Consider the following 12,614-nt stretch of genomic DNA (forward strand, 5'->3'; position numbering starts at 1 on the left):
CTGCACGCTGGAGTGGACTCCAGGTCAAACGGCTTGACCTGGAGTCCACTCCAGGTGCGATGCTCGACCGGTGAGCGTCTACACACCGGGACAGGTCGCGGAGGAGACCGGCTTCAGTCTGGACACTCTGCGGTACTACGAGCGCATCGGCCTGCTGGAGCCGATCGAGCGGAACTCCGCCGGGCAAAGGAGGTTCAACGACTCGCACCTGAGCTGGCTGACCATGGTCAGGTGCCTGCGCACCACCGGCATGCCGATCGCCGAGATGGTGCGCTTCGCCCAGCTCGTCCGTGGCGGGGACGAGACGATCACCGACCGGATCGCGTTGCTGGAGGCCCATGACCGCGAGGTGGAGGCTCAGATCGCCGAGCTGAAGGAGAAGCAGGCCGCGATCCAGCGGAAGATCGGCTACTACCGTGACGTGCTCGCGCTCGCCGCGAACACCCCCGTCTGCGACGGCGCCGCGCCGGCGCCGTCGCGCTGAGCCGCCGCGGGACGCGCGCCTGAGGGGCCGGCGTCCGAGGGGCGCGGGTCAGGCCTGGGGAGCGCCGGTGCGGTCGCTGTAGGCACTGGCCTGGATGGAGTACAGGTCGGCGTACTGGCCGCCGAGGGCCATCAACGCCTCATGGGTGCCCTGCTCGATCACCTTGCCGTGGTCGAGGACGTAGATGCGGTCGGCGTAGCGCACGCTGGCCAGGCGGTGGGTGATGAGCAGGACGGTGCGGCCGTCGGCGTGGCCGCGGATGCGCTCGAACAGGGCGTGCTCGGCGCGGGCGTCGAGCGCGGCCGTCGGCTCGTCACAGATGAGCAGCGGCGCGTCGCGGTAGAACCCGCGGGCCACGGCGATGCGCTGCCACTGGCCGCCCGAGGGCTCGTGCCCGTCCTTGAACCGGCGGTCGAGCAGGGTGCGGTAGCCGTGCGGCAGCTCGGCGATGACCTGGTCGGCCCCGGCGACCTCCGCCGACGCCCGCAGGGCCTCGGCGCCCTTCTCCAGGCCCATGGTGATGTTGTCCTTGGCGGTGAGCGGCCAGCGGGTGTGGTCCTGGGCGATGACCGCGATGTTGCGCCGGAGCTCCTCGGCGGGCACGCCGGCGAGGTCGGTGTCGTCCCACAGCACGCGTCCGCCGCCGGGCTCGTACAGGCCCGCGATGATCTTGGACAGCGTGGTCTTGCCCGAGCCGTTCTCGCCGACGAGGGCGACGACCTCGCCCCGCTCGATGTGGACCGAGACGTGGTCGAGGGCGGGCTCCTCCTTGCCGGGGTAGTGGAAGGTGACGTCCTCGACGGCGATGCGCCGGAAGGCCGGGGGAGCGGGGAGCGGGCGCGGCGGGCTCTGGCGGCGGCGCGCCTCGGCGCAGAAGTCCAGGAAGTCGGTGAAGTAGAGCCCCTCCTCGTACAGGCGGTTGGTGGCGTACATCAGGGTGGACAGGTAGCCCTGCCCGGAGCGGATCGCGAGGACGGCCGTGCCCGCGACGGCCAGCGGCACGGCGCCGACGGCGAGCAGCAGCCCGAGCGCGACGTAGACGATGCCGGTGCCGAGGCCGCCGAGCGCCTCGCCGATCACGCGCGCGAACGTCTGGCGCCGGGCCAGCCGCAGGACGACCTCCTGCTCGGCGTCCGCGACCTGGTCGTACAGGCGCATGAGGAACGCGCGCATGGTGAACGAGCGGACCTCCGCGGCGGTCTCGCGCTCCGCCATGAGGTCGCTGAGGATCCATTTGCGCCGCCGCACGGGCATCAGCGCGTACATGGTCGTGTACCGCATGCGGGCCGAGCGGACGGCGGCCCACGCGTCGGGGATCACCGCGAGGACCAGCAGGGGCAGCAGGACGGGATGCAGGATGCCGAGCACGCCCGCCGCGGCCGCGATGCCGATGAGGCCGGTGAGGACGTCGATCGCCGAGTCGACCACGGTGTCCACCATGGAGACGCCGCGCGAGCGGGCGCGCTGGAGCGAGTCGTGGAAGTCGGGGTCGTCGAAGGCGATGAGGTCGACCCGGCTGGTCAGGTCGTAGAGCTGGGTCTCGGCGATGCGGCCGACCTGGGGCTCCAGCCTGGACTGGGCCCAGCCGGCCCCGGCCTGCAGGGCGGTGCGCAGCGTGGCGGCGGCGCCGACGAGCAGCAGGCTGGGCAGGGCGGCCTTGACGCGGTCGGGGGTGGGCCCGGAGGAGAAGAGGGCCTGCAGCACGCCGGTGGTGGCGAGCAGCCCGAACGCGGTGAACACCCCGCCGAGCGCGCTGAGGGAGATGGTGGCCACGGTGTCGCGGGGGCTGGCCCGCCAGGCCATGCCGACGGCCTGGCCGATGAGGGCGGGGAGCCTGCGCGCCACGGTGAGGAAGCGGACGCCGGACATGGTGGCGATGTGGGTGTGCCAGTCGCCGAAGGTCACCTCGCCGAGGTCGATCGCCTCGCCGGTGTCCGGCGAGTCGGGGCGCGTGCCATTGGGCGGGGCGTCATTCGGCGCGGAGCCGTCGAGGCCGGGAGGACGCGCGGACGCCGCGGCGCGCGGCGTGCCGGAGTGGTCGGGATCGGGGGAATCCTGCGGGAGCTCGGCCATGCTCGCAGTGTGACCGGCCTCACCGACAGTTTAAAGACACGCTGGTAAACCGTGGCGTTTCGGTTGAAAGTCGCAATTACTTTGGCGGGTCCGCTATTTCGGCGGGCCCGCCGAAGCGCCCGGCCGGGGTCAGGACGGCCGAAGGGTGGGGTTCCATTCGAACGCGCCGCCCGAGGGCTCGGGAAGACGCGGGACGAGACGCTCGGCCTCCGCGTGCAGGGCGGCGATCAGGAGGAGTTCGAGGCCCAGGTCTTCGAGGTCGACGGTTTCCAACTGAGGCTCCCGATGTGAGATGGCTCACCGGCCGGGTGGCTCACCTGGGTGGCCGGTGCTCGTGGAATCTTACCTTCCGTGACGGCGATCCGCAGCCTTGACCTGCGTTGTTCACTCTTCGTGTGGATCAGGGGTGATCAATAGTACATCCTGGACATCTAATGACATAAGGGGTGAAAGCCGTGAATGGCGGAAGACGTGACCGTTCTCGGGGTGCGATCGATCTCCTCCTCACCGGGTGCTCCGCCTCACTGCCCGCCAGAACGCCCCTTATGCCGAAACCGCCGATGCCGCTCCGTGGCGGCTCTTCCGGCCGTCCGCGTCGCTTGATCAGAGCAGAGTAGCCAATGCGACGATAATCGCGGAAGGCGGGATTTCAATGAAGTTGTAGCGATTTCTTGACACTTAGTGGGGCAGCCCGTGGCGCCTTCGCCGCACTGCGCAAGTCAGGGGGCTGGTCAGGGGTGCGCTGCCCCGCCGCCGCCGCTTCGTCCTTCCTGATACATCAACAAAAACACGTCTATATCGTTCTGTCGGGCGGTATGGGATGGATTACAGGCGAATCCGGCATGAGTTGGGCGCGCTCCGTTATTTGGTGGAACACTTGCGTAATGGCGCGCCCGCCGTTCCCCGGCCGGTCGCGCTCCGCCGCCGCCCCGCGTCCCCGGATGCCTGAGAAGCGCCGCGTGGCCCGCCGCACGGGTGAGGTCGCCTCGGAGGGGTGGAGACCGACCCCAGGGTCACGCGGTCGCGAGCCCGGGCACGGTGGCCTGCGGCCCCTGCCCGGGTTCGCCCCCGCCTGGTCAGTCCTGCCGCACGTCCACGCCGAGCGCGCTCGCGATCAGCACGGCCTGGTGCAGGTCCACGATCGCGCCCCGCAGGTCCACGGTCAGGGGCTCCAGCGAGGACAGGTCGCTGCCGCGCAGGTCGCACCGCAGGAAGCTCGCCTTCTCCAGCGACGAACCGGACAGGTCCACCCCGGTGAGCCGGCCGTCCGTGAACCGCGCGCCGGAGAGATCGGCTTCGCGCATGCGCAGGTCCATGAAGGTGGTGCCGCTCAGGTTCGCCCCGGCCAGCGCGGTGAACGACCAGTCGCCGCCCTCGACTCCGAGCAGGTCGAAGGTGCAGCCCTCGAACGCGCTGCCGACGAGCTTGCAGCCGGTGAAGTTCGCGTCGAAGAACGAGCAGCGCGAGAAGTGGCAGTTGACGAAGGCGCTGTCGGCGTGCCGCGAGGCGTTGAACCGGGCTCCCCGGAACACGCATTCGGTGAACACGGCGCCCTCGCCGGTGACCTCGGTCAGGTCGACGTCGATGAAGGCGACGTTGGAGTGGTTCTGCCCGGAGATATCAAGATCGTCCCAGTCATCGGAGATGACGGAGGTGTGGGTCTCGGGAGGCTTGCGCCGGTGTGAACGGTCAGGCATCGGCGGACCTCGGGGTGATGGCGGTCATGGGCCGATACTTCCACGCGGGTCCGACAGGCCCGCCGGCCCCGTCCGTCCCGGCGGGGAGACGCCCCGGGGCCGCGCCGTACCCAGCCGTACCTGCCTATACCTGGCTATATGGAGACGTTATTCGCCTGCCCTTGACGCCTTCGCCCGACAGGTGCGTTGATTGCGTACCTGACAACGTTGTCACCGCGCCCCGACACGGCCGGGGCGTCACACGCTGACAGCGTCCCTCTGACCCCCCGAAGGGACGGGACAGAAATGCGACGACGGTGGATGTCGGCCGTCGCGGTCACCGTGGCGGGCCTCCTCTCCCTGACCGCCTGCGGCGGCGGTGGCGATGGGAAGAGCGCCGGCGACGGCCAGGCGGCGAAGAAGCAGGTCGAGGTCTTCTCCTGGTGGACGGGCCCCGGCGAGGCGGACGGCCTGAAGGCCATGCGAGAGATCTTCGAGAAGCGGAACCCGGGCCTGACGTTCTTCGACGCCGCCGTCGCGGGCGGCTCGGGCGACAAGGCCCGCGCGCTGCTCTCCAGCAAGCTCCAGGCGAACCAGCCGCCCGACACCTTCCAGGGCCACGCGGGCGCCGAGCTCCAGGGCTACATCAAGGCCGGCAAGCTGGAACCGCTGAACGCGCTCTACGACGAGCTGAAGCTGAAGGAGGTCTTCCCGCAGCAGCTCGTCGACCAGATCACCTACAAGGGCAACGTCTATTCGGTGCCGGTGAACATCCACCGCTCCAACGTCCTGTGGTTCAACCCCAAGGTGCTGAAGGACGCGGGCGTCGCCGCCCCGCCGAAGACGATCGAGGAGTTCATCACGGCCCTGGAGGCGGTGAAGAGGACCAAGAAGATCCCGCTGTCGATCGGCTCGGAGTGGACGGTGGTCCACCTGCTGGAGAGCGTGCTGCTCGGCTCGCTCGGCACCGACGCCTACAACGCCCTGTGGACCCCGGGCGCCGACTGGTCGGCCCCGGCCCTCACCAAGGCGCTGGGGGACTTCAAGACGATCCTGTCCTACGCGGGCCCGGCGCAGGACGACTGGCAGCCCGCCTCCAAGCAGGTGGCCGACGGCGCGGCGGCGTTCAACGTCATGGGCGACTGGGCCTACGGCTACTTCCACAACCCGCCGGACGGCGGGCTCGGCAAGAAGTCCAAGGAGGACTTCGACTGGGTGGCCTCGCCCGGCACCGACGGCACGTTCATGTGGCTGTCGGACAGCTTCACCCTGCCCAAGGGCGCGCCGAACCGCGACGGCGCCCTCGCCTGGCTCAAGGTCGCCGCGAGCAAGGAGGGCCAGGACGCCTTCAACCCCAAGAAGGGCTCCATCCCGGCGCGCAAGGACGCCGACAAGGCGCTCTACACCGACTACCTGGAGTGGGACCTGGCCCAGTGGGCGAACGGCAAGCTCGCCGGGTCCATCCAGCACGGCGTCGTCGCCAACGACGCGTGGAAGACGGCCATCACCGAGGCGGTCGGGCTGTTCCTGCAGAGCAAGGACGTGGCCAAGCTGCAGCAGGCGCTGGTCCAGGCCGCGCAGACCAACAACCAGTGACCACCCGGCCCGTGCCCGCGCGTGGCCGCGGGCACGGGCCGATCCTTGGGGGTATCCGTGTCACGCCTCAGAAGGTCGCGCCTCAAAAGGTGGCTGCCGGGCCTGCTCCTGGTGACGCCGTCGATCGTCCTGATCGCCGTCTTCGTGTACGGGATGCTCGGCTGGAACTTCCGGCTGGCCATGACCGACCAGCACGACGAGATCTCCGAGGGCAGCAGGTTCGTCGGGTTGGAGAACTTCGTCGCGCTCTGGGACCAGGAACGCTGGGGCCTGTCGGTCAGGCACGCGATCGTCTTCACGCTGGTGTTCGTGGGCGGCGCGCTGGCGCTCGGCTGGCTGCTCGCCTTCCTGATGGAGAAGGGGATCAAGGGCGAGGGCGGCTTCCGCACCGTCTACCTGTTCCCGATGGCCATCTCGTTCGTGGCGACGGGCGTCGTGTGGCGGTGGCTGATGAACAGCGGCCAGGGGGAGCAGGCCGTCGGGCTGAACCGGCTCTTCCAGGCGGTCGGGCTGGGGTTCCTGGAGAACGACTGGTTCCGCGGGGAGACCTGGGGGATGGCCGCGATGGCGATCCCCGCCATCTGGCAGATGTCCGGATATGTCATGGCGCTGTTCCTGGCCGGCTTCCGCGGCGTGCCCGAGGAACTGCGCGAGGCCGCCCGGGTGGACGGCTGCCGGGAGTGGCAGGTCTACCGGTACGTCGTGTTCCCGTTCCTGCGCCCGGTCACGCTGTCCGCGCTGATCATCCTCGGGCACATCTCGCTCAAGGTGTTCGACCTCATCGTGTCGGTGTCCGGCAAGCAGATCATCACGGACGTGCCCGCCGTCTTCATGTGGGTCGCGGTGTTCGACGCGCACGACCCGGCCAAGGGCGCGACGATCGCCGCGTACATCGTGCTCGCCGTCGCCGTCTTCGTCGTCCCGTACCTGATCTGGAACGCCCGCAGGGAGAAGCGCTCATGACCACCACGGCCGTCGCGCAGAAGCCTCGCACCGCGCCGGTCGCGCGCGCGTCCCGCTGGCCCGTCTACCTGCGGTTCGTGCTGCTGCTCGGCTTCGTCCTGGTCTTCCTGCTCCCGATCTACGTGCTGCTGGTCACCAGCTTCAAGCCCCTGACCGAGGCGGACCCGAGCCAGGCGTGGAGCCTGCCCCGCGTGTGGACGACCGAGGCGTGGCGGGTCGCCTGGGAGAAGCTGCGGCCCGGCATCGCCAACAGCTTCCTGCTGACGATCCCCGGGTCGCTGCTGTCGGCCGCGCTGGGGGCGATGAACGGGTTCGTGCTGTCCAAGTGGCGTTTCCCGGGCGCCGACGTGGTGTTCACGCTGTTCCTGTTCGGCATGTTCATCCCGTACCAGGGGGTGATGATCCCGCTCGTCCAGCTCATGGTGAGCCTGGACGTCTACGGCGGCATCCCCGGCCTCGTCCTCGCCCACGTGGTGTACGGCATCCCGATCTGCACACTGATCTTCCGCAACTACTACGTGACGATCCCGGACGAGCTGATGGAGGCCGCCCGCGTGGACGGCGCCGGCATGCTGCGGACCTTCTGGTCGATCGTGATCCCCGTCTCGGGCCCGGCCTTCGCCGTCGTGGTCATCTGGCAGTTCACCTCGCTGTGGAACGACTTCCTGTTCGCGGTGTTCCTGACCGGGCCCAGTTCGTGGCCCACGACCGTGATGCTCAACAACATCGCGGGCGCCCAGACCGTGCCCTACAGCCAGCAGATGGCGGCGGCGATCCTGGCCTCGGTGCCGACGATGCTCGTGTACGTGCTGCTCGGACGCTTCTTCATGCGCGGGCTCATGGCGGGGGCGCTCAAGGGGTGAGCCGCGGGCTCAGCCACCGTTCACCAGGGCGTCCCCGAGCGGCGTGCGGCGGTACAGCACGGAGCGCCCGACCCGCGCGCCGGTGATCAGCCCGGCCTCGCGCAGCGCGGCCACGTGGTCGCCGGCCCCGCCGACGCTGAGCCCGAGCAGCGCCGCGAGCTGCGTCGTGGTCGCGGGGACCCGGAGCAGGACCTCGGCGCGGGTTCGCCCGATGAGCCGCTCCAGCCCCTTGGCCGGCACGGGCTCCGCGGCGATCCCGCGCGCCGTGTAGACCAGCGCGTACGGCCAGGCGTGCTCCAGGTAGGCGCCCACCCCGTAGCCGAAGACGCTCGGGACGAACAGCAGGCCCCGGCCGCCGAGCCGGTGCCGCTGGTCCTCGCCCGAGCTCTGCATGCGCACCCGGATGTCACCGGCCGGTCCTTCGGGGTGCCAGCGGACGTTGGGGCTGAGGTCATCCAGGGCCGCGGCCCACCCGTACGTCGCGAGGCGGCCCGCGCGCTGCACGACGTCGCGCTCCAGGATGGCCTGGAGGCGCGGCCATTCGGGCCGGACGATGGCCTGCCACGCGGCCTCCAGCACGTCGGCGATCAGCGTCACCACGTCCGGCCGCTCCAGGACGGCCACCAGGTCCGCCGGCGCGGCCGGCCTGCCGAGCAGGTTCCGCGCGATCTCGTCCCTGGCCTGAGCCAGGGGCGTGGCGCGCATGACGGCCAGTTCGCTGTCGAACGCGACGTTCACCCCGGACGGCGGGGGAGCGATGAAGTCGGCGCTGTAGTCGCCGCGCCGGAACAGCACGGCCAGCGCGGCGAGCGCCGGCCTCTCCCGCAGCAGCCGCGCGTACGGCTCCCGCGCGCGCTCGGCCCACCGGCCGTGGACGCCCGGCTCCTGGTGGCCGGACAGGATGCGCAGCGCGTGCATGGTCTCGATCAGCGGCGAGACGGCGAACCGGCTGGCCATGACGTCCTGAGGGCCGACCTCGATGATCAGCACCTTACCCATGGGACAGTCCGGACCTTTCGGCCATGGACGAAAGCTTAGCCAAGCGCGGGACCGATGGCCGAGCATCGTCGTCGGCCGCCGGGGACGGCCGCGGCCATGTGACGGGCCCCGAGGGGCCGAGGGGAAGGTGCGGATGAGCGAGGCGACGCCCGCGCGGCGGACGACGTTCGGCGAGGTGTTCGCCGTCGCGGAGTTCCGCGTGCTCTTCGGGAGCTTCGCGCTGCTCGTGGCGGGCGACACCGTCAAGATGCTGGCCTTCTCGGTGCTCATCTACACGCGCACCGGGTCGGCCGGGCTGTCGGCGCTGGCCTACATGAGCGGGTTCATCCCCTACGTCATCGGCGGCGTCTTTCTGCTCTCGCTGGCCGACCGGATGCGGCCCCGGCGGCTCATGGTGGTCGGCGAACTGGTCCGGGTCGCCGTCTGTCTGGCCCTGGCATTCGCCGGGCTGCCGGTCTGGGCGATGCTGGCGCTGGTCGTGACGACCGGGGCCCTGAGCCCCGTCTTCGGCGCGGCCCGCACGGCGGCGCTGCCCGAGCTGCTCCCCGGCGACGCCTTCGTGCTCGGCAGGTCCGTCCTGACCGTCACCTCGGCGGGCGCGCAGATCGCCGGCCTGGCGGCGGGCGGCGCCGTCCTCACCGTCACCGGCCCCTCCGGAGCCCTGGTGATCACCGCCGTGCTGTCCGCGGCGAGCGCCCTGGTCCTGCGGGCCGGCCTGCCCGACCGTCCGCCCCGGACCGTCGGGACGGCGGCGCGGGGCCCCGTCCGGGCCACCCTGCGCGTCAACCGGCGTCTGCTGGCCGACCGGCGCGTGCGCGGCCTGCTGTTGTCGTCGTGGATTCCGGCCCTGTGCGTCGCGGGCGCGGAGGCCGTCGTCGTGCCCTACCTCAGCGAGCGGGGCGCGCCCTCGCAGGCCGGGCTCGTGCTCGCCGCCTTCGCGGCGGGGATGGCGGCCGGGGACTTCGCCGTGGGCCGCTTCGCCGCCCCCGCCCTGCGGGAACGGCTCTCCTTCCCGCTCGCGCTCGCGCTCGGGGCGCCGCTGATGGGGTTCGCCGCGCGTCCGGGCCTCGGCCTGTGCCTGGCGCTCGCCGTGCTGGCCGGAGGCTGCCTCGCCTACAACCTCGGCCTGCAGCGCAGGTTCGTCGACGCCGTGCCCGAGGAGACGCGCGGGCAGGCGTTCGGGCTGTTCACCTCGGGACAGATGAGCGGCCAGGGCCTCGGCGCCGCGCTCGCCGGAGCGCTGGCGGAGCTGGTGCCCGCCCACCTGGCCATCGCCCTGGCCGGCGCGGGGGCCACCCTCGCGGCGCTGGCGCTGGCGCGCCACCTGCGCCCCGAGACGCGGCCCGTCGCCGGGTCCCTGGCCACGGCGGAAAGCATAGAGTAGCGAGCCGACTACTGTAAGTGACATCGAGGTGCGGGCACGATCGGAGCCGATGACCCCGAGCGGAACGGAAGATCCTCAGATGCGCCTACGCACCCGTCTGGCCATCATCGCCGGCGCCGGCGCCGCCGGCGTCGCCATGGCGCCCCCGTTCACCGTCCACGCCCCACCCGCGGGCGCCAAGGCGGCCAAGTGCCACGCGGCGACCCGGGGCACGGTGACGAAGTACGGCAAGACCGTTTCTCCTGGCCTTCATGGCTTTCCCGGCTTCCCGGGGCGGTCCGAGAACGTGTCCTTCGTGGGCGCGGGCACCATCGCCAGCGCCTGCCTGCCGCACTGGCGCGCCTACCACGTCGGGCGCCTCTACCAGGTCGGCGGCGACTGGACGACCGGCGAGTGGGCCGCGGCCAAGTACTTCTACGACTACGGCGGCTTCTGGCTGGACGGCGAGGACCTGAGCCGGCGGTGACCCGCGCGGGACGCCTCCGGTCCTGGGGTCAGATCACGAGCAGGGTCTTGCCGAGCACGGCGCGGGACTCGATCGCCGCGTGCGCGTCCGCGGCGTCGGCGAGGGGGAAGGTGCACCCGATCACCGGTTCCAGGCGGCCCGCCGCCGCCTCCGCCAGGGCCCGCTCGGCCAGCCTCTTGCGTTCCGCCGGTTCGAGCTGAACGTCCTGGATGCCCCGCACCGTGACGCCGCGCCGCCGCGCCTCGTCCGGGTCGATCGCGCCGAACCCGCCACTCGACGCCCCGTGCGCGGAGATCCTCCCTCCGGACGCCGTGATCCCGAACGCCTCCCGCCCGATCTCGCCGCCGGCCCCGTCGAACACCGCCGACGGGCCCGCGCCGATCGCCGCGCGGACGCGGCCGGCCCACCCGGGCTCGGTGTAGTCGGCGGTGATCTCGGCGCCGAGGCCGCGGACCAGGTCGAGCTTCCGCTCCCCCCGGGCCGCCGCCGCCACGCGCGCCCCCGCGGCGCGCGCCAACTGGACGAGCAGGACGCCCATGCCTCCGGCCGCCGCCGTGACCAGCACCCACTCACCCGCCTCCACCTCGGCCGCCTCGAACACCGACAGCGCCGTGACGCCGTCGTGCAGCAGCGCCGCCGCCTCCCACGTGCCGAGCCCGTGCGGCACGGGGATCAGCGCCTCGACCGGCGCGACGACCCGCTCGGCGTACCCTCCGCCTCCTCCGGTGCCCGCCGCGACGACCCGTCCCCGCCACGATGCGTCCACGCCGTCCCCGACGGCCAGCACCCGTCCCGCCACCGCGCCCCCCGGCACGTACGGCGGCTCGACGGGGAACCAGTCGCGGCCCGATCCCTGCCGGATCTGCGTCTCGACGAACAAGGTGTCGGCCGCCTCGACGCCGATCACGACCTGGCCCGCCCCCGCCGCCGGATCGTCCACCTCGGCCACCTTGAGCACCTCGGGCCCTCCGAACCGGGTCACCTGAACCACTCGCACGCCGACCACACCCCTCACGCCGCTCCTTCTGCGGCCCCCAGTCTGGAACCTCAACAAATGTTGAGGTCAAGTCCGGCGCTCAGCCGGGCGGGAGCTCGCCGGACCCTCGGGGGATCAGGCGGGTGGGGAGAAGGAGGCGCTCGGGGGGCACGGCGTCGCCCGCCAGGCGGCGGAACAGCAGGCCGGCGGCGGCGCGGCCCAGGCCGGCCGGGTCCTGGGCGACGACGGTGACGGCCGGGGTGAGCAGGTCGGCGAGCTCGAAGTCATCGAAGCCGACGATGGCGAGGCCGCCGGTCGCGGACGGGCGGGCGCCGAGGGACTCTAGGGCGCGCAGCGCGGTGACGGTGGTGCGGCCGTTGCCGGTGAACAGGGCCGTCGGCGGGTCGGGGAGGGCGAGCAGGCGGGTCAGGTCGGCGTGGACGCGGGCCTGCTCGGGGGTGCCCATCGCGACCAGCGCCGGATCGTACGGCAGGCCGGCCGCGGCGAGCGCGTCGCGGTAGCCGCGCAGCCGCTCCTCGGCGGTGAAGATCGCCGGGTTGTCGCCGAGGAAGGCGACGCGCCGGTGACCGTGCCCGATCAGGTGGGCGGTGCCCGCGCCCGCGCCGCCCGCGTTGTCGCACAGCACGGTGTCGACGTCCAGGCCGGGGCCCGCGGGGCGGTCGGCGAAGACGGCGCGGATGCCCGCGGTCAGCTCGGGGGCCAGGTATCCGTGGTCGGCCCCGGCGGGCACGATGATCAGGCCGTCCACGCGGCGGGCGCAGAAGGCCAGCACCAGCTCGCGCTCACGGCCGGGGTCCTCGCCGGAGGAGCCGGTGAAGACCAGCGAGCCGTTGCCGAGCGCGACGTCCTCCACGGCCCGGCTGAGCCCGGAGTAGAAGGGGTCGGCGACGTCCTCGATGACGAGCCCGATGCTGGCCGTGCGGCCCCGGCGCAGGTCGCGGGCGCCCTCGTTGCGGCGGTACCCGAGCAGCGCGATGGCGTGCCGCACGCGTTCCGCCGTGGCCGCGTTCACGCCCGGCTCGTCGTTGACCACGCGGGAGACCGTCTTCAGGGCCACCCCCGCCCTCGCGGCGACGTCGTTCATGGTCGGACGCCTGCTCTCTGCCACGGGCA

At 72.0% G+C, this 12,614-nt stretch carries 12 protein-coding genes; 6 read left to right on the top strand and 6 right to left on the bottom strand.

Annotated elements, in window-relative coordinates:
- Window positions 1–70: 70 nt before the first annotated feature.
- Window positions 71–484 (top strand): MerR family transcriptional regulator, encoded by a 414-nt coding sequence (locus tag BJ981_RS17980; protein WP_184612479.1) that lies wholly within the window; start codon window positions 71–73, stop codon window positions 482–484.
- A gap of 48 nt (window positions 485–532) precedes the next feature.
- On the opposite strand, the gene BJ981_RS17985 is transcribed toward BJ981_RS17980, so the two are convergent.
- The 3 genes from BJ981_RS17985 to BJ981_RS17995 all read right to left on the bottom strand — a co-directional run bounded on the left by BJ981_RS17985 (window position 533) and on the right by BJ981_RS17995 (window position 4,254).
- Window positions 533–2,557 carry an ABC transporter ATP-binding protein gene (locus BJ981_RS17985; protein ID WP_184612480.1) on the bottom strand — a complete coding sequence of 675 codons (2,025 nt, stop codon included), beginning with the start codon at window positions 2,555–2,557 and terminating at the stop codon, window positions 533–535.
- A gap of 129 nt (window positions 2,558–2,686) precedes the next feature.
- The gene (locus BJ981_RS17990; protein ID WP_184612481.1) at window positions 2,687–2,830 is read right to left on the bottom strand and encodes a hypothetical protein; all 144 of its coding nucleotides are present in this window, start codon (window positions 2,828–2,830) and stop codon (window positions 2,687–2,689) included.
- An 803-nt stretch (window positions 2,831–3,633) separates the two neighbouring features.
- A complete protein-coding gene (locus BJ981_RS17995) occupies window positions 3,634–4,254 on the bottom strand; it encodes a pentapeptide repeat-containing protein (protein ID WP_184612482.1) in 621 nt (206 codons plus the stop codon).
- Window positions 4,255–4,539: 285 nt separating this feature from the next.
- Here BJ981_RS17995 and BJ981_RS18000 point away from each other — a divergent pair, with 285 nt between their 5' ends.
- Genes BJ981_RS18000 through BJ981_RS18010 form a run of 3 tightly spaced genes read left to right on the top strand, consistent with a single transcriptional unit; the run spans window position 4,540 to window position 7,655 of the window.
- Window positions 4,540–5,829 carry an ABC transporter substrate-binding protein gene (locus tag BJ981_RS18000; protein ID WP_184612483.1) on the top strand — a complete coding sequence of 430 codons (1,290 nt, stop codon included), beginning with the start codon at window positions 4,540–4,542 and terminating at the stop codon, window positions 5,827–5,829.
- Between the two features lie 57 nt (window positions 5,830–5,886).
- A complete protein-coding gene (locus BJ981_RS18005; protein WP_184612484.1) occupies window positions 5,887–6,792 on the top strand; it encodes a carbohydrate ABC transporter permease in 906 nt (301 codons plus the stop codon).
- Window positions 6,789–7,655, top strand: a complete 867-nt coding sequence (locus tag BJ981_RS18010; RefSeq protein WP_184612485.1) for a carbohydrate ABC transporter permease — start codon at window positions 6,789–6,791, stop codon at window positions 7,653–7,655. The genes BJ981_RS18005 and BJ981_RS18010 overlap by 4 nt, the downstream gene beginning before the upstream one ends.
- Before the next feature lie 9 nt (window positions 7,656–7,664).
- Here the strand turns inward: BJ981_RS18010 and BJ981_RS18015 are convergent, their stop codons facing one another.
- Complete coding sequence (locus tag BJ981_RS18015) at window positions 7,665–8,654, bottom strand: DUF5937 family protein (RefSeq protein WP_204070224.1); 990 nt, start codon at window positions 8,652–8,654, stop codon at window positions 7,665–7,667.
- Between the two features lie 133 nt (window positions 8,655–8,787).
- On the opposite strand from BJ981_RS18015, the gene BJ981_RS18020 reads away from it, so the two are divergent.
- Window positions 8,788–10,038, top strand: a complete 1,251-nt coding sequence (locus BJ981_RS18020) for an MFS transporter (RefSeq protein WP_184612486.1) — start codon at window positions 8,788–8,790, stop codon at window positions 10,036–10,038.
- Window positions 10,039–10,117: 79 nt separating this feature from the next.
- A complete protein-coding gene (locus BJ981_RS18025) occupies window positions 10,118–10,504 on the top strand; it encodes a hypothetical protein (protein ID WP_184612487.1) in 387 nt (128 codons plus the stop codon).
- A gap of 28 nt (window positions 10,505–10,532) precedes the next feature.
- Here the strand turns inward: BJ981_RS18025 and BJ981_RS18030 are convergent, their stop codons facing one another.
- Window positions 10,533–11,519, bottom strand: coding sequence for a zinc-binding dehydrogenase (locus BJ981_RS18030; protein WP_311745541.1), 987 nt, complete (start codon window positions 11,517–11,519; stop codon window positions 10,533–10,535).
- 61 nt (window positions 11,520–11,580) lie between these two features.
- Window positions 11,581–12,609, bottom strand: a complete 1,029-nt coding sequence (locus tag BJ981_RS18035) for a LacI family DNA-binding transcriptional regulator (protein ID WP_372436898.1) — start codon at window positions 12,607–12,609, stop codon at window positions 11,581–11,583.
- Window positions 12,610–12,614: the final 5 nt, after the last annotated feature.

It is taken from the genome of Sphaerisporangium krabiense (assembly GCF_014200435.1).
Lineage (GTDB): Bacteria > Actinomycetota > Actinomycetes > Streptosporangiales > Streptosporangiaceae > Sphaerisporangium > Sphaerisporangium krabiense.

Excerpts from the sequence above, each read along its gene's own strand:
- BJ981_RS18025 (WP_184612487.1), top strand. The coding sequence starts at position 10,118 with ATGCGCCTACGCACCCGTCTGGCCATCATCGCCGGCGCCGGCGCCGCC.
- BJ981_RS18020 (WP_184612486.1), top strand. The coding sequence starts at position 8,788 with ATGAGCGAGGCGACGCCCGCGCGGCGGACGACGTTCGGCGAGGTGTTC.
- BJ981_RS17995 (WP_184612482.1), bottom strand. The coding sequence starts at position 4,254 with ATGCCTGACCGTTCACACCGGCGCAAGCCTCCCGAGACCCACACCTCC.
- BJ981_RS18000 (WP_184612483.1), top strand. The coding sequence starts at position 4,540 with ATGCGACGACGGTGGATGTCGGCCGTCGCGGTCACCGTGGCGGGCCTC.
- BJ981_RS17985 (WP_184612480.1), bottom strand. The coding sequence starts at position 2,557 with ATGGCCGAGCTCCCGCAGGATTCCCCCGATCCCGACCACTCCGGCACG.
- BJ981_RS18010 (WP_184612485.1), top strand. The coding sequence starts at position 6,789 with ATGACCACCACGGCCGTCGCGCAGAAGCCTCGCACCGCGCCGGTCGCG.
- BJ981_RS18015 (WP_204070224.1), bottom strand. The coding sequence starts at position 8,654 with ATGGGTAAGGTGCTGATCATCGAGGTCGGCCCTCAGGACGTCATGGCC.